Raw genomic sequence first — 16,442 nt, 5'->3', positions numbered from 1 at the left:
TTTCGCGAATAAGTTTCGCGGTTATCCCTTCGCAATTTAACAACCTTTTTGGCGCCGCAAGCCAATGCGGGGCATTTTCTTTATCTCGATTTTCGGAAGAAAACCGATGCTGGATTGGCGCGCGCAAATGAACAAGCCTCGAGACCGGGTTGAGATGACCTCCCCACAAAATGGCGCAACCAAGGAAGAAGCTTGGATGCGGATCTGCCGGCGCCTGCGAGGCGAACTCGGCGACGATGTTTTTTCATCCTGGTTCGGCCGTCTCGAACTCGATGCCGTGACAGGCGCGAACGCCTATCTCTCGGTGCCGACGAAGTTCCTGAAGAGCTGGATTCAATCGCATTACGCGGAAAAGATTCTGCCGGCGCTCTCAGCCGAGTTCCCTGACATAAAGCGCCTATCGGTCAGCGTTCGATCTTCGACGCGCGCCGCAACGGGCCTTGCGAGCGCCAATGGCGATTTCGCGGCAGGCGGCGCATCTTCGCAACGCGATCAAGGCGATGCGAGAAACGGCTCCGCGCACGCCGTTCCGCAAGCCGCAAAATTCTTAGCCGCGCAACGATCGCGCGAGCCCGGCGCCAAATTGTCGGCAGATCTCGGCGAGACCGACGTCATCGCCGGTTCGCCGCTCGATGGCCGTCTGAATTTCTCGAATTTTTTGGTCGGCCGGTCCAATCAGCTAGCTTATGCGGCTGCGCAGCGCGTCGCTTTCGCGGCGGCTGATGAGCCGCTTCTTTATAATCCGCTCTACCTGCATGCCTCGGTGGGATTGGGAAAGACGCATCTTCTGCAGGCTGTCGCTCATACGGCCTCGGCGACGCGGCGCGTCATCTATCTGACCGCGGAGCGTTTCATGTATGGGTTCGTCTCCGCCCTCAAGGCGCAAACGGCGATCGCCTTCAAGGAAAAGCTCCGAGGCATTGATGTCCTCGTCATCGACGACATCCAATTCCTGCAAGGCAAATCGATCCAGCAAGAGTTCTGCCATACCTTGAACGCTTTGATTGACGCTCGGCGGCAGATAATCATCGCCGCCGATCGTCCCCCAAGCGACCTCGACAGCCTCGACGAAAGAGTTCGCTCGCGTCTGGCGGGTGGGCTTTGCGTCGAAATGGGATCGCTTGACGAAGCGCTGCGACTCAAGATTCTGGAAGGACGCATTGCAGCGGCCAAACATGTGCATCCCAATTTCGAAGTCCCGCCCGCGGTCACGGCCTATGTGGCCAGCGTTATTCAGACCAATGGCCGCGACCTTGATGGAGCCGTCAATCGGCTGCTTGCGCATGCATCATTGAATGGGGCTCCGCTTGGAGTGGAGGTCGCTGAACTTGCGATCAGGGATCTGGTGCGCGCGCACGAGCCCAAACGGGTCAAGATCGAGGATATTCAAAAACTGGTCGCGAGCCATTTCAACGTCAGCCGCGCTGACATTCTTTCCTCGCGTCGAACCGCCAATGTGGTCCGTCCGCGCCAGATCGCCATGTATCTCTCCAAAACGCTGACTTTGCGGTCTTTGCCGGAGATCGGTCGACGCTTTGGTGGACGCGATCATACGACGGTGCTTCACGCCGTGCGTAAGATTGACGCCCTGGCGACCAGCGATGGAGCATTGTCGGAAGAGATCGAGCTGTTGAAGCGCATGTTGATGGAGTAGCGAGCGCGACCGCAAAATTGCGAACTCTGCGGACAGCAGGGTTGGATGCGGCCGAAAATGCTCTAGACTCGGCCGATGAGTTCAGTAGCGATTCGCATCATTGGCATTGACCCTGGTCTCCGCAACTTGGGTTGGGGAGTCATTGACGTCTCCGGCTCGCGGCTCGTTTACATCGCCAGCGGCCGCGTTCAGTCCAGCGTCAAAGCGACCTTGGCGCAGCGACTTTGCGAACTGCATGAAGGCTTGCGCGCGGTCATCCTGGATCTCGCGCCGATGGAGGCGGCGGTCGAGGAGACCTTCGTCAATTGCGATCCGCAATCGGCGTTGAAGCTCGGCCAGGCGCGCGGCATCGCATTGGTCGTGCCGGGGCTCGTCGGCCTGCCGGTCGCCGAATATGCCGCCAATCTCATCAAAAAGACCGTCGTCGGCAGTGGCCATGCGGAAAAAACGCAGATTGCAATGATGGTCAAACATTTGCTGCCGAAGAGCGACGTTAAAAGCGCCGACGCGGCCGATGCGCTTGCGGTGGCGATCACTCATGCGCAGCTTCGCATAAGCCGCGCCTTGGCGAGGTCCGTGGAGCTTTCGGCGCGATGATCGGCAAACTCAAAGGCGTCATCGATTCGCATGGCGATGATTTCGTGGTCCTCGATGTCCACGGCGTCGGCTATGTCGTGCATTGCTCCGCCCGCACTTTGCAGTCCTTGCCTCGGCCGGGCGAGGCCGCGACGCTCGCCATCGAAACGCAGGTGCGGGAAGATTCCATCCGGCTGTTTGGCTTTTCCTCGAACGTTGAGCGCGATTGGTTTCGGCTGCTGCAATCCGTGCAAGGCGTCGGCGCGAAGGTTGCGCTCGCGGTGCAAAGCATCCTCAGTCCGACCGAATTGACGACCGCCATCGCCTGCCAGGACAAGGCCGCTTTCGCCCAGGCTGTTGGCGTCGGACCGAAGCTTGCGGCCCGCATCGCGGCGGAATTGAAGGACAAGGCGCCCGTCTATGGCGCCGCCGATCTTTCATTTGCGCAACGGGGCGCCCCTGACGGCGGCCAACTCGCTCCCCCCGCCGCCAATGACGCCGTTTCCGCCCTTGTCAATCTCGGCTACGGCCGCTCGCAGGCAGCGGTCGCGGTGGCGGCTTCGATCAAGGCGCTCGGAGAAGACGCGCCCGCAGCCGATCTGATCAGGCGCGGCCTCAAAGAACTGGCGCAGCAGACGCCATGACCTAGGCTTTGCCGTGATGGGCGGCTTCGGCGTTGTTGTCCAGCGGCCAGCGCGGCTTGGCGGCGAAGGTCATGTCGTCGACGAGCCCGAGGGAGAGCCTCTCAATGCCGGCCCAGGCGATCATCGCGCCATTATCGGTGCAAAGATGCGGCGGCGGCAGAACGAGGCGCAGACCGCTTTCGCCGCAAAATCGCATCAACGCCCGGCGGATAGCCCCGTTTGCGCCGACGCCGCCAGCGACGACCATGGCGTTGGATTGGCCAACCGTTTCGCGAAATAGCCGCAGGCCGGCGCGCGAGCGATCGATGACCGTATCGACGACGGCGGCCTGGAACGAGGCGCAAAGATCGGCGATATCGGTCTGGCTTGGCGCGAGAATGCGCTGCGCCTCGAGTCGGACCGCCGTCTTGAGACCTGATAGCGAAAAATCCGGCTTCGCCCTGCCGAGCATGGGACGCGGAAAGTCAAACCGCGTCGGGTCGCCTTGCGCGGCGAATATCTCCACCTGGGGTCCGCCGGGATAGGGCAGGCCAAGCATTTTGGCGACTTTATCGAAGGCCTCCCCGACGGCGTCATCGACGGTCGAGCCGAGCCGGAGATAATCGCCGACCCCTTTGACCGCGACGAGTTGGGTGTGGCCCCCCGAGACGAGAAGCAGCAGATAGGGAAATTCCAGCTCGTCGGTCAAACGCGCGGTCAGGGCATGGGCTTCGAGATGATTGACCGCAATGAACGGCTTGCGGCTGGCCAAAGCCAGCGCCTTGGCCGTGGTCAGGCCGACGATGACGCCGCCGACGAGGCCGGGGCCGGCCGCCGCCGCGACGCCGTCGAGATCGGCGAGTTTGACCCCGGCGCGGTCGAGCGCGCGCAGGATCAGCCGGTCGAGCACTTCTATATGCGCCCTGGCCGCTATCTCCGGCACGACGCCGCCATAGGCGGCGTGTTCCGCGATTTGACTCATCACCTCATTCGAGAGAATTTCACCGGCGCCTCCCGGCTGCAGACGCACGACGGCGGCGGCGGTTTCGTCGCACGTGGTTTCAATGCCGAGAACGCGCATGGCCATCCTTCAATGCTTTTGCCGCCCCGCGCATTTTTGCCATTACGGGCGCGGCAAAATGGTCTAATCCTATCGGCTCCGGGAGCCAAATTGGCGTAAAACTTCGGCCAAGCTAGCCTTCATCCTATAGAACCAACTGGTCCATTAAGGAAATCTGCCGATCCTTCCTTCAAGCGCTCCACCCGCATTCGCGCCAAAGCTCAAAATCGGAACAAGGGGAAGCCCCCTGGCGCTGGCGCAGGCGCATGAACTGAGAAATCGTCTCGCCCTTGCGCATCAGATCGCGGCGGACTCGATGGAGATCGTGACGATCAAGACCAGCGGCGACGCCATTGCGGATCGGCCGCTCAGCGAAGCCGGCGGCAAGGGGCTATTCACCAAAGAACTTGATCTCGCCCTGATTCGCGGCGAAGTGACAATCGCCGTGCATTCGGCCAAGGACCTGCCCACGTTGCTGCCGGAGGACATAGTCATTCTCGGCTACCTTCCGCGCGAGGATGTCCGCGATGCATGGATTTCGCCGCGCGCCGCGCATCCGCGGGGCCTTGCTCCCGGTAGCGTCGTCGGCACGGCTTCGCTGCGCCGCAGCGCGATGGTGCGGCGCCTGCGCCCTGATCTCTCCGTCGTGCTGCTGCGCGGCAATGTGCAGACGCGGCTGGCGAAACTCGCGGCGGGGGAGGTCGACGCGACTTTGCTGGCGCTTGCAGGGCTGAGACGGCTTGGTCTTGAAGCGAAAGCCAGCGCGCTGCTCGACGTTGACGAATTCGTTCCAGCGGCGGGGCAGGGAGCCATCGCCATCACCGCTCGCGCGTCGGATCTTGCGGCGCAGGCCGCTCTCGCGCCAATTCTCGATCACGCGACAGGGCTTGCGCTAGCCGCCGAGCGGTCTTTGCTTCATGTCCTCGACGGTTCATGCAAAACGCCAATCGGCGCGAACGCTCGCCTTGTGGGCGGCGATCTCCAACTTCACGCTATTGTGTTACGGCCGGACGGCTCGCAGTTTTTCGAGACGCGCTCGAGCGGGCGGCCGGACGAGGCGGCGGCGATCGGCGAGGCTGCCGGGCGCGACCTTCTCGCCCGCATCCCAGCCGACCTTTTCAAGGATTAGACCGATATGCTGGTGTTGCTCACACGCGCTATGGACGAAGCCATGCGCACGGCGACTAAGCTCAACGCCATAGGTCATCACGCAATTTTGTCCCCCGTTCTCGAGATGGTGCCGACCGGAGCGCAATGGCCAGATGGCGTGGTTGACGGCGTGCTGGCGAGCAGCGCCCATGCCTTCGAGTTGTTTTCCGATTCGCCCGACTGGCCGTCGCCGGAGGCGCGCCGCCTGCTGCCTCTGCATGTCGTTGGGGCGCGGACGCAACAGGCGGCGCGCGAACGCGGCTTTGAGGGCCGCGCGATGATCGCCTTCGACGCCAAATCGCTCGCCGTCAGCGTCTGCACGGGCCTCGCTTCGCCCTCTCGCCTCGTTTACCTCGCCGGACGCGACCGCAAGCCAGACCTTGAAACCGAGCTCGCGAGGGCTGGACATGTGGTTGAAACGATTGAAGTCTATGCGGCGCAGCGCGCGGAAGCCTTGGATGAGGAAGCCGCGGCCCTTATCGAAGGGGGCCAGATCGGCGCAGTCTTGCATTTTTCCCGGCGGAGCGCGGAGATCTTCCTCGATCTTGCGCATGAAGCCGGCCTCGACGTCGCGAGCCTCACCCACATCGCCATTTCATCGGATGCGGCGCAGCCGCTAAAGGATGCCGGAATCGACGCCGTTCATGTCGCCGAGCAGCCGAACGAAGCTGCGATGCTCGCGCTGGTTGGCTCCCTCGGGGCGGCATTGTTTTCGCCGCAACGCCGCTCGACGTCTCCATCGAAGCCTTGATTAGAGCGTTGCTAGGGACCATCATGAGAGCATGGTTTTGAACGTAAGAGCATAATTTTGAAGCAAGGACTCCGTGCGGGTTTGCTTGCCGCAGCCTTTGCGGCGTCGCTTATCTCGGCTCCCGCCCGCGCGGCCGTCGACGTCAAGGTCGGCTATATCTGCGCGCCGCATTTGCATGAGACCATCTCAATTCTCGATATACCCGCCGCCGATGACGGATTGGCGGGCGCGAAGCTCGCTATCGAAGACAATAATACGACCGGAAAGTTTTTAGGTCAGACATTCGAGATCGAGGACGTTCGGCTGAAGGCCGGCGATGATCCGGTCAAAGCGCTCGAGAGCCTTGAGGCCAAAGGCGTTGGCCTCGTGCTCGTCGATCTTCCGGCGGCGGACGTGCTGGCCCTCGCGGACGCGGCAAAAGACAAAGGCGTGTTGCTCTTTAACGTCAGCGCGCAGGAAGATTCGCTACGCGAGGAAAATTGCCGCGCCGACGTCATTCACGTCGCGCCGACCTATTCAATGCTCGCCGACGGTCTCGCCCAATATCTCATCTGGAAGCAATGGCGGCGCTGGTTCATGATCAGGGGCTCGCATCCGCAGGACGAGCTTTTCGCCGAGGCTTTGCGGCGCTCGGCGAAAAAATTCGGCGGCAAGATTGTCGAGGAGCGGACCTATGAGGATACCGGCGGCGGACGGCGCTCCGACTCTGGCAGCGTGCAGACGCAAAGGCTGATCCCCGCCGCGACGCAAAGCGCGCCGGCCTATGACGTGCTCCTCGCGGCCGACGAGTCTGAGGTTTTCGCCAATTATCTTCCCTATCGCACGTTTGATCCGCGTCCGGTCGCAGGCTCGGCGGGGCTTGAGCCGTTGAGCTGGGACGGCAGCCACGAGCAATGGGGCGCCTTTCAGTTGCAGAACAGGTTCTTCAAGCTCGCATCGCGGCGCATGAACCAGCGCGACAATCAAGCCTGGGTCGCGATGCGCATGATCGGCGAGGCGGTTAACCGCACAGGTTCGGGCGACCCAAAAACTCTGCGCGAGTATATTATCGGCCCGGATTTTTCCATCGCCGCGTTCAAAGGCCAGAAGCAGACCGTGCGGCGTTGGAATCAGCAGTTGCGCCAACCTATTCTGCTCGGAGACGGTCGCATGATCGTCTCGGTTTCGCCGCAAGAAGGCTTTTTGCATCAAACCTCCGAGCTGGATACCTTGGGCTTCGATCAACCGGAGACAAAATGCAAACTGCAATGATCTTCCGAAGCCTTGGAGCAGTTTTTTTGGTTGCGCTTGGCGCGCTGACCCTCGCCGCAAGCTCGCCGACGGTCGCCGGCACGGCCTATGTTTCTAACGAAAAAGGCAATTCGATCTCGGTCATCGATACCGACAAACTGGTCGTCACCAAGACAGTGGCCGTCGGCCAGCGCCCGCGCGGCATCGTCCTTAGCAAGGATGGCGGCCAACTGTACATTTGCGCGGGCGATGACGATACGATCCAGATTCTTGACACCAAGACTTTGACAGTCGTCGGCGATCTGCAGTCGGGGCCCGATCCCGAGTTGCTCATTCTCAGCCCGGACGGAAAGCTTCTCTACACATCTAACGAGAACGACAATCTCGTGTCGGTGATCGATCTCTCGACGCGGAAAACGATCGAGGAAATCCCGGTCGGCGTCGAGCCGGAAGGAATGGCGCTGAGCCCCGATGGCAAAGTGCTGGTCAATACGTCTGAAACGACGAATATGGCGCATCTGATCGACACGGCGACTCGCAAGATTTTCGCCAATGTTCTTGTCGATGCGCGGCCGCGCTCGGCGCAGTTTACGCCGGATGGCAAGGAATTGTGGGTATCGTCTGAAGTTGGCGGCACGGTCAGCGTGATCGACGCCGCCAATCCCAAGGTGCTTCAGAAAATTTCCTTCGAAATTCCAGGCCTTGTAAAAGAAGCCGTGCAGCCGGTCGGCATCAGATTTAGCCCCGACGGGGCGAGGGCCTTCGTGGCGCTTGGCCCCGCCAATCGCGTCGCTGTGATCGATGTCGCGACCAGAAAGGTCGAAAAATACCTCCTCGTCGGGCAACGCGTTTGGCAATTGGCCTTTACGCCGGATTTCAAATATCTCTACACCACCAACGGCGTCTCGAATGATGTTTCGGTCATCGACGTCGCCAGTCTCAAGGTCGTGAAATCGATTCCGGTCGGATCATTCCCTTGGGGCGTTGCGATCTCCGCGCAATGATTTCCATCGCGCCAAAGACGCCGACGGCGAGCGAGCAAAACGGAGCCGCCGCACTCGATGTCGTCGGCGTCAGCCATAATTACGGCAAGCGCAAAGCGCTCGATGACGTCTCCTTCAGCGTCAAGCCGGCAAGCTTCACTGTTTTGCTCGGCCTCAATGGCGCGGGCAAGAGCACGCTGTTTTCCCTGATTACGCGGCTCTATGGCGTGCGCTCCGGCGCGATCTCAATTTTCGGCTGGGATGTCGTTCGTACGCCAGGCGAGGCATTGCGCCGGCTTGGCGTTGTGTTTCAGGCGCGGACGCTCGACCTTGATCTCTCGGTGGAGCAAAATCTTATGTATCATGCGGCGCTGCATGGCATTGGCGCAGCCGAGACCAAAGCGCGATCCAAGATTGTTCTGACGCAGGTCGACATGCAGGATCGCGTGCGCGAGAAAGTGCGTGCGCTGTCTGGCGGCCAGATGCGCCGCGTCGAGATTGCCCGCGCGCTTCTGCATCGTCCCCGCATGTTGTTGCTTGATGAGGCGACCGTTGGGCTCGACGTCAAGGCCCGCGCGGAGATTCTGTCTCATGTGCGCGGCTTGGTCGAGCGGGAGAGAATCGGCGTGCTGTGGGCGACGCATCTCATCGATGAAGTCGAGCCCGGCGATGATGTCGTCGTCTTGCATCGCGGCCGGCTGCTCGACAAAGGCAATGTCGCAGAAGTCGCGGCGCGCGCCGGAGCCGCCGACATGGGAGCCGCCTTCAACGCATTGACCGGCGCAGATCGGCTAGAGGCCGAATCGAAATGAGCGCTCAGGATTTATCCGCAGAGCCCCTCACCAGAGGGTTCAGCCTTCTCCAGTACGCCATCTGCCTCAAAGGCATTGTTTGGCGCGAGGCTCTGCGCTTTTTGCATCAGCGCGAGCGCTTTGTTTCGGCGTTGGTGCGGCCGCTCGTCTGGCTGTTTATTTTCGCGGCGGGTTTTCGCTCGGTCCTCGGCGTGTCAATCATCCCGCCCTATGACACTTATGTGCTGTATGATGTTTACATCACGCCTGGACTCATCGCGATGATCCAGCTTTTCAACGGAATGCAATCCTCGCTCTCCATGGTCTATGACCGCGAGATGGGAAATATGCGGACGTTGCTGGTGAGCCCTTTGCCGCGCGCGTTCCTGCTGACCTCGAAACTGATCGCCGGGACGTCGGTCTCGATCCTGCAAGTGTATGCGTTTTTGCTGGTCGCCTATTTTTGGGAGATCGAGCCGCCGACGCTTTGGGGCTATGTCACCATCCTGCCGGCGCTTATTCTATCAGGGCTGATGTTCGGCGCTTTCGGCATGCTTTTGTCGTCGCTGATCAAGCAGTTAGAAAATTTCGCGGGGGTGATGAACTTCGTCATTTTCCCGATGTTTTTTGCCTCAAGCGCGCTCTATCCGCTTTGGCGCGTCAGGGAGGGCAGCCCGTGGCTCGCATTCGTTTGCGAGATCAATCCATTCACTCACGCCGTGGAGCTGATTCGCTTCGCCTTTTACGGCCAGATCAACCCCTTAGCGTTGGCGGTCGTGCTCGGCGCGACGATCGTATTCCTCGCCGCCGCGATCATCGCATATGATCCCTCGCGCGGCATGTTAATGCGGCGCGAGGGGTAGTACGCGTAAAGACGCTTATTGCTTCGAACCGTCGGCCTTGAACTGCGAGACGTAGGCGATGATGTTATCGCGATCCGATTCTTTCGGCAGGCCGGGGAAAATCATTTTCGTGCCGGCGATCATGGCCTTCGGATTGGTGAGCCAAGTTTGAAGCTTATCCGCATCCCAATCGAAGCCGGCGTTCTTGAGGCCATCGGAATAGCTGTATCCTGCGATCGAGCCGGCCTTGCGTCCGATGACGCCATCAAGCTCCGGTCCGACGAAGTTCACCGCGCCCGGCCCAATCTTGTGGCAGACAGCGCACTTTTGCTTGAAAAGCGTTTCGCCGGCGGTGGGGTCGCCGTCAGCGGCCCAAGCTCCGGCGGCGGGCGCTATCCAAGCGAGCGTCGCGATCATGCAAGCATATTTAAGGTTCATTTCCGGTTTCCTTCCCTAAAGCGAGGGGCGCTGGATATAGTCCTGCGGGCCCACCTTCGACCATGGCCAGAGCTTCGCGATCCTCGAGATTATGGCTCGCGCGGAAAAGCATGTATCCTGATGGCATGAAAAAAGGCAACCCAAAGACAAAAGGAAGCCCGGCGATCTCAAACTCGGCCCGTCAGAAACGCCATTGGAGGCGGGGCAGCCTTAAGGCCAGCCGAGGCGTTGTCCTGGCGGTGATATTTTGTCTCACCCTGCCGATGGCGGTCGCCAACAGAGCCGCGGCTGAAACATTGCGTCTTGGCGTGCAGAAAACCGGGACGTTCGCGCTGGAGCTCGCCATCATCAAGGCGAACGGCCTTGATGCCGCAGCCGGTCTCGACATTGTGATTTCCGAACTCGCTTCTCCAGAAGCCGGTAAGATTGCCTTGATCGGCGGATCGGTCGATCTAATGCTGACCGATTGGCTGTGGGTGGCGAGAGAGCGCGCCCTCGGCGCTAAGTATGTTTTCGCGCCTTATTCGAGCGCGCTTGGAGCCGTGATGGTTCCGGCCGCATCGCCGATCCGGAAGCTCGATGATCTGCGCGGCAAGACGCTCGCGGTGGCGGGCGGCCAGCTCGACAAGAGCTGGCTGTTGTTGCGGGCTCTGGCCGAGACCGCGAATCTCGACCTGAAGGCGCAGGCGAACATCGTCTATGGCGCGCCCGCGCTTCTCTATGCGAAGACCGCCGACGGCGAGATTGACGCCAGCCTCAACTATTGGAATTTCTGCGTCGCTCTCGAGGCGCGGGGATTTCGCCGGCTGATTGGCATGGACGAAGTGGAGCGGCGCCTCGGCGCGAAGGGACCTGTGGCGATGGTCGGCTATGTCTTCGATGAGAAGCTGGCGCAAAATCACGCTGCGGCGCTCGCCAGCTTTTTCAAAATTGTTCGCGACGCCAAGGATAGTCTCGCTCATTCCGACGCGGACTGGGTGAAGATTGGACGCGAGATCAACGTCAGCGATCCGAAAGAGTTGGAACTCTATCGCAAGGCCTATGTCGAGGGAATCCCGCGCAGATCGATCGAAGCCGAGGCGGAAGATGCGAGCGCGCTCTATCGCGTTCTGGCGAAGATAGGCGGCCCCGAACTCGTCGGACCCGCTTTGACGCTTGATCCCAGCGTGTTCTATCGGGGCGCGGCTCCGCAAGCGCCAGCGGAAAACTGAATCGTGGCCTTGCGGTTATTCTCACTGCTGCTTCTGCTGCTGATCTGGGAGATCGGGTCGAGCTTCGCCGGGCCTCGCATGTTGCCGGGGCCGGCGGCTGTCCTGCTGGTCATCGGCGCTGAGGCCCGCTCCGGCGCGCTTTTCTTCAATCTCGGGATGACGCTGGCTCGCGTCGCCGCCTCCTTCACGATGGCGATGGCGTTGGGCTCGGCGCTGGGTTTAATTATGGGCCGCAACAAAGCGGCGGACCGGATCTGCGATCCCTGGCTCATCGTATTGTTGAATCTGCCGGCGCTCGTCATCATCGTGCTCGCTTACATCTGGGTTGGTCTTAACGAGGTTGCCGCTATCGGCGCCGTGGCGCTGAATAAATTGCCGAATACGACGGCGACCGTGCGCGAGGGCGCTCGCGCGCTCGATCGCGGCCTCGATGAAATGGCGGAAGTTTTCGTCATGCCATTTGGGAAGCGGCTAAGGCACGTTGTCCTGCCGCAATTGGCGCCCTATCTCGCGGCGGCGACGCGATCGGGGCTGTCGCTGGTCTGGAAGATCGTTCTCGTCGTTGAACTGCTTGGCCGCTCCAATGGCGTTGGTTTCGAGATCGGCACCGCCTTTCAACTCTTCGACGTTTCCCGACTTCTCGCCTACGCGCTTCCTTTTGTCGGCTTGATGCTGGCGATCGAGACCTTCCTTGTGCAACCGATTGAGCGACATGTCTCCCGCTGGCGACGACAAAACGCTTGAAGTCGCGGTTGCGCGCAAGACCTTGCGGATCGCTGCGGGCGAGAGCCGCGTCGTGTTGCGCGATATCGCTTTCAGCCTCAAGGCTGGCGAGGTTTGCGCAGTGCTCGGGCCCTCGGGCAGCGGCAAAACCACTTTGCTGCGGATCATCGCTGGCCTTGATCATGACTTTGAAGGTCAAGTCTCTTTGCCCTCGCCGCACAAGATCGGGATGGTTTTTCAGGAGCCGCGGCTGTTGCCTTGGCGCACCGTCGCGCAAAATCTGCTTCTTGCCGGCGCATCGAGCGCGACGGGCCTTGACGAGATCGTCGCTGCGCTCGGCCTTGCTGAGCACCTTAATCATTTTCCGGGCGAATTGTCGCTCGGCCTCGCCCGGCGCGCCGCGATCGCGAGGGCCTTCGCCATCAGGCCAGACCTTCTTTTGCTTGATGAGCCTTTCGTCTCGCTTGACGCCGCCCTAGCCCTGCGGCTCCGGGCCGAGCTTGTGGCCCTCGTCGATAGCCGCAAAGCGACGACGCTGCTGGTCACTCATGACGTGGAGGAGGCGATTGCGCTTGCCGATCGCATCATTATTTTGTCGCGGCCTCCTGGACGCATGGTCGCCGATAAAAGCATCGAGACGCCGCGTCTGGCGCTGACGCCGGCCGCCGCCGCGAAGGCCAAAACCGAAGTCGAAGCGTTGATCAGCGTGGCTTCGGCATGACCGCCAAGATCCGAGCATCTGAAGGCGTCGTCGATGCGGAAATGATCGAGGCCAAAGCCGCGCTCGAGCGGGTGTTCGGCTTCGCCGAATTTCGTCCTGGCCAAAGAGAAGTTCTCGAGGCGGTTTTCGCCGGCGAAGATATTCTGGCGGTGATGCCGACAGGCTCCGGTAAATCGCTGTGCTATCAATTGCCGGCAATCGTGCGCCCTGGCCTCACCATCGTCGTCTCGCCGTTGATCGCTTTGATGCGCGATCAGGTGCAGCAATTGCAAAATCGCGGCGTCGCCGCCGCCGCCTTGAATTCATCGAACACCGGAGCGGATAACGCCGCGATTGAGCGGGGCCTTCGGCAACGCCGTTATCGCCTCGTCTATGTTGCGCCGGAGCGGCTAGTGCGGCCGGATACGCAAGCGCTGTTGCGCGAGGCGGGAGCTAGCGCGCTCGCGATTGACGAAGCTCATTGCGTCTCACAATGGGGTCATGATTTTCGGCCCGAATATCTCGGCCTTGCGCAAGTCGCCAAAGCGATCGGCGATATGCAGCTCATCGCAGTCACCGCAACCGCCGACGCGCCGACCCGCGCGGAAATCATTCGCAAGCTGTTTCCATCCGAGCCCCGCGTTTTCGTCCGCTCTTTCGACCGGCCAAACATTCATCTCTCCATGCGGCGTAAGGGCGATGTCGCGCAACAGATCAAAGCGATGGTCGCGAGCCATAAGGGCCAAAGCGGCATCGTCTATTGCGCCTCCCGCAAGGGAGTCGAAAAGCTCAGCCAGTCGCTGAGCGCGGCCGGCATTGCGGCGCTGCCTTATCATGCCGGATTGGACGCCGGGATTAGATCGGCGCATCAAGACGGGTTCTTGCGCAATGACGGCGTCGTCATCGTCGCGACCATCGCGTTCGGCATGGGGATCGACAAACCCAATGTGCGTTTCGTTTGCCACGCCGATCTGCCGCAAAGCGTCGAGGCCTATTATCAGGAAATCGGCCGCGCCGGCCGCGCCGGTCTGCCGGCCAAGGCGCTGACCCTATTCAGCGACGGCGACGTCAGGTTGCGCGAGCGCCAGATCGCGGACAGCGACGCCGGGCCGGAGCGCAAGCGCGTCGATCGGCGCAAGCTCCACGCCCTGATCGCCTTATGCGAAACGCCGCGCTGCCGCCGCCAGACCCTTCTGGCGGCTTTCGGCGAAGCCTCGAAGCCTTGCGGCAATTGCGATATTTGCGATGGCAAATGGCCGTTCTTCAATGGCGTCATCGCGGCGCAGAAAGTGATGTCGGCGATCCATCGCACCTCGGGGCGGTTTTTCTCCGGCCATCTCGCCAACATTCTTATCGGCAATGCGACGGCGGCGATCACGCGGCATGGCCACGACCTGTTGCCGACCTTCGGCGTCGGCAAAGAGTTTAAGCCGGGCGAGTGGCGCAGCATTTTCTACCAGTTGCACGCCGCGGATCTGATCGCGCAGGATCCAGAGGATCGCGACCGTTGGATATTTACCGAGTCGGGCAGGGCTGTGCTCGCGGGCGAGGCCGATCTAACTTTGCGCGGCGAGATCACATTGCCGAGCGGCCGCGCCGCCGATGTCAGGAAGGCTCTGGGAGAGATTCAGCGCGCTGAGGCGGATGACCCATATGTCGCCGCAACCGGCTTTGAAGCCAAGGCTTCGTCTCGCTCCAAAGGCGCGGGCCTTACGGCGACGCAGAACAGCCTGATGGCGGCGCTAAAAGCCAAACGTCTTGAAATCGCCAGGGCGCAGAGCCATGCGGCGTTCGTTGTCTTTCCAGACAGCGTCCTGATCGAGATCGCTAAAAAGCCTCCCCGGACGCTGCAAGAGTTGCGGCTCATACCGGGCGTCGGACCGATCAAGCTCGAACGTTATGGCGCGATCTTTCTCGAGGTCGTCGCCGCCCATGAGCGCGCCTCGTGAAACTGGGGGGGCGCCCTTCCGGCTCGAAGCCGCCGCGCCATGGCCCTCGCGCTGCTTTGTCTCTTTGCTCCATTCGCGTGCCGCGCCGATTCCTTCCCGCAGCTTGAGTCCGCGCCGATCCTGTCGCAAGCTGGGCGAGTTCTGCCTGTGCTGGCGGAACATGGAATGGTGGTCGCACAGGAAGGAACCGCGGCGAAAGTCGGCGTCGATATTTTGCGCCGCGGCGGTAATGCGGTGGATGCGGCGGTTGCTGTCGCATTGGCCCTGGCGGTCACGCTGCCCCGCGCGGGAAACCTCGGCGGCGGCGGTTTCATGCTGGTGCATCTTGCCAAGTCAAAGCAAACCATCGCCATCGACTATCGCGAGACCGCTCCAAACGATACCCCAAGCGATGTCTTTCTGGATGCATCCGGCGAAGCGAGCCCCGTCAAATCACAGGACACTGGCCTGGCGGTTGGCGTGCCGGGAACCGTCGCCGGGCTCTCTCTCGCCCTCCGCCGTTATGGCTCGGGGAAGTTAACGCTGGCGGCACCCGCCGTGCGCCTTGCCCGCGAAGGCATAGAGGTGCAGCAGGATCTCGCCGATTCATTGCCGCAAGCGCGCGAAAGGCTTGGACGTTGGCCCTCGAGCGCCGAGATCTTCCTGCATCCGGACGGAACGCCGTTGGGCCGCCGCGACCTGTTGAGGCAAGCCGATCTGGCTAAAGTGATCGAGGCGTTCGGCCGCGACGGCGAGCGCGCCTTCTATGAGGGCGAAGTCGCCGAAAAAATTGTCGCGAGCGTCCGCGCCGCCGGCGGCCGCATGACCTTGGTGGACATGAAATCCTATCGCGCAGTCGAGCGCGAACCGGTGCGCGGCTTCTATCGCGGCCATGAAATCGTCTCCATGCCGCCGCCATCATCCGGCGGGGTCCATGTCATCGAGCTTGTCAATATGCTCGAAGGCTTTCCTCTGGCTGACCAAGGCGCGAATTCAGCGGCCGCCATCCATCTTTTGGCCGAAGCGATGAAGCTCGCTTACGCCGATCGCGCGCGCTACCTTGGCGATCCCGACCAGGTTTCCGTTCCGCTACGCGCTCTCGTTTCCAAAGCTTACGCGGCGCTACTGCGGGCGCAAATCTCGACCGAGAAGGCGACGCCCGCCAGCGAGAGCAAGCGGCCCGACCCGATCCCTTATGAGAGCGACCAGACTACGCATTTCTCTATTATCGACGCCGACGGCAATGCCGTCGGCAACACTTACACTTTGAATTTCTCCTATGGCGTCGGGCTCGTCGCGGCAGGGACCGGCGTGCTGCTTAACAATGAGCTCGATGATTTTTCGGCAAAACCCGGCGCGCCCTATGCCTTCGGCCTTCTTGGCGGCGTCGCCAACGCCCCCGCGTCCCGCAAGCGGCCGCTCTCCTCTATGGCCCCGACCATGATGTTTCGCGATGGCGAGCTGGAGCTCGTCACCGGGGCGGCGGGCGGCTCGCGGATCATCACCATCGTCACGCAGATCATTCTCGACCTCGTCGATTTTCACATGAATCCCGCGGAGGCGACTGCGGCGGAGCGCGTTCATCATCAGGGCGCGCCCGACATATTGCAGGCAGAGCGCGGTATCTCCATCGACACGATCCGCCTGCTCGAAGTTCTGGGACACAAGGTCGTCCAGCTTGACGCCTGGGGTTCGGCGCAAAGTATTTTGCGCGCTAACGGCGTCTTGATGGGGGCAGCCGACTCCCGGCAGCGCGGGACGCTTGCGACAGGATATTGAATCG

General features: G+C 61.4%; 16 protein-coding genes. 14 read left to right on the top strand and 2 right to left on the bottom strand.

From position 1 onward, the window contains the following. Positions 1-127: 127 nt before the first annotated feature. From dnaA to ruvA, 3 genes are all read left to right on the top strand, one after another. Positions 128-1,654, top strand: coding sequence for a chromosomal replication initiator protein DnaA (gene dnaA / locus WDN46_22320; protein ID MEJ0096044.1), 1,527 nt, complete (start codon positions 128-130; stop codon positions 1,652-1,654). Positions 1,655-1,729: 75 nt separating this feature from the next. Then, positions 1,730-2,251, top strand: a complete 522-nt coding sequence (ruvC, locus tag WDN46_22315) for a crossover junction endodeoxyribonuclease RuvC (GenBank protein ID MEJ0096043.1) — start codon at positions 1,730-1,732, stop codon at positions 2,249-2,251. Further along, on the top strand, positions 2,248-2,874 hold the full coding sequence (gene ruvA / locus WDN46_22310; GenBank protein MEJ0096042.1) for a Holliday junction branch migration protein RuvA: 627 nt from the start codon (positions 2,248-2,250) through the stop codon (positions 2,872-2,874). The genes ruvC and ruvA overlap by 4 nt, the downstream gene beginning before the upstream one ends. A 1-nt stretch (position 2,875) precedes the next feature. Here the strand turns inward: ruvA and tsaD are convergent, their stop codons facing one another. Beyond that, entirely contained in the window at positions 2,876-3,934 is a 1,059-nt protein-coding gene (tsaD, locus tag WDN46_22305) for a tRNA (adenosine(37)-N6)-threonylcarbamoyltransferase complex transferase subunit TsaD (protein ID MEJ0096041.1), read from the bottom strand. 160 nt (positions 3,935-4,094) lie between these two features. Here tsaD and hemC point away from each other — a divergent pair, with 160 nt between their 5' ends. The 6 genes from hemC to WDN46_22275 all read left to right on the top strand — a co-directional run bounded on the left by hemC (position 4,095) and on the right by WDN46_22275 (position 9,680). Beyond that, a complete protein-coding gene (gene hemC, locus WDN46_22300; GenBank protein ID MEJ0096040.1) occupies positions 4,095-5,042 on the top strand; it encodes a hydroxymethylbilane synthase in 948 nt (315 codons plus the stop codon). A gap of 6 nt (positions 5,043-5,048) precedes the next feature. Further along, complete coding sequence (locus tag WDN46_22295) at positions 5,049-5,813, top strand: uroporphyrinogen-III synthase (GenBank protein MEJ0096039.1); 765 nt, start codon at positions 5,049-5,051, stop codon at positions 5,811-5,813. An 81-nt stretch (positions 5,814-5,894) separates the two neighbouring features. Further along, positions 5,895-7,064, top strand: coding sequence for an ABC transporter substrate-binding protein (locus tag WDN46_22290; protein ID MEJ0096038.1), 1,170 nt, complete (start codon positions 5,895-5,897; stop codon positions 7,062-7,064). Next, positions 7,049-8,047 (top strand): YVTN family beta-propeller repeat protein, encoded by a 999-nt coding sequence (locus WDN46_22285; GenBank protein MEJ0096037.1) that lies wholly within the window; start codon positions 7,049-7,051, stop codon positions 8,045-8,047. Before WDN46_22290 ends, WDN46_22285 begins: the two co-directional genes overlap by 16 nt. Further along, positions 8,044-8,838: an ABC transporter ATP-binding protein gene (locus WDN46_22280; GenBank protein ID MEJ0096036.1), complete on the top strand. Its 795-nt coding sequence runs from the start codon at positions 8,044-8,046 to the stop codon at positions 8,836-8,838. Before WDN46_22285 ends, WDN46_22280 begins: the two co-directional genes overlap by 4 nt. Further along, entirely contained in the window at positions 8,835-9,680 is an 846-nt protein-coding gene (locus WDN46_22275; GenBank protein MEJ0096035.1) for an ABC transporter permease, read from the top strand. Before WDN46_22280 ends, WDN46_22275 begins: the two co-directional genes overlap by 4 nt. Before the next feature lie 15 nt (positions 9,681-9,695). Here WDN46_22275 and WDN46_22270 read toward each other — a convergent pair whose 3' ends face one another. Further along, positions 9,696-10,097, bottom strand: coding sequence for a cytochrome c family protein (locus WDN46_22270; GenBank protein MEJ0096034.1), 402 nt, complete (start codon positions 10,095-10,097; stop codon positions 9,696-9,698). A gap of 110 nt (positions 10,098-10,207) precedes the next feature. Between WDN46_22270 and WDN46_22265 the strand changes: the two genes are divergently transcribed. Genes WDN46_22265 through ggt form a run of 5 tightly spaced genes read left to right on the top strand, consistent with a single transcriptional unit; the run spans position 10,208 to position 16,438 of the window. Continuing rightward, positions 10,208-11,308, top strand: coding sequence for an ABC transporter substrate-binding protein (locus tag WDN46_22265; protein MEJ0096033.1), 1,101 nt, complete (start codon positions 10,208-10,210; stop codon positions 11,306-11,308). 9 nt (positions 11,309-11,317) lie between these two features. Next, positions 11,318-12,052 (top strand): ABC transporter permease, encoded by a 735-nt coding sequence (locus tag WDN46_22260; GenBank protein ID MEJ0096032.1) that lies wholly within the window; start codon positions 11,318-11,320, stop codon positions 12,050-12,052. Further along, entirely contained in the window at positions 12,021-12,752 is a 732-nt protein-coding gene (locus WDN46_22255) for an ATP-binding cassette domain-containing protein (protein ID MEJ0096031.1), read from the top strand. Before WDN46_22260 ends, WDN46_22255 begins: the two co-directional genes overlap by 32 nt. After that, entirely contained in the window at positions 12,749-14,680 is a 1,932-nt protein-coding gene (recQ, locus tag WDN46_22250; GenBank protein ID MEJ0096030.1) for a DNA helicase RecQ, read from the top strand. Before WDN46_22255 ends, recQ begins: the two co-directional genes overlap by 4 nt. A gap of 39 nt (positions 14,681-14,719) precedes the next feature. Continuing rightward, positions 14,720-16,438: a gamma-glutamyltransferase gene (gene ggt, locus WDN46_22245; GenBank protein MEJ0096029.1), complete on the top strand. Its 1,719-nt coding sequence runs from the start codon at positions 14,720-14,722 to the stop codon at positions 16,436-16,438. The last annotated feature ends 4 nt before the right edge of the window (positions 16,439-16,442 follow it).

Origin of the sequence: Methylocella sp., assembly GCA_037200525.1 — a bacterium.
In the GTDB taxonomy this organism is placed as follows: domain Bacteria; phylum Pseudomonadota; class Alphaproteobacteria; order Rhizobiales; family Beijerinckiaceae; genus Methylocapsa.
The sequence above is the reverse complement of the archived record's forward strand: the minus strand, read 5'-3'. Positions and strand labels throughout refer to the sequence as shown.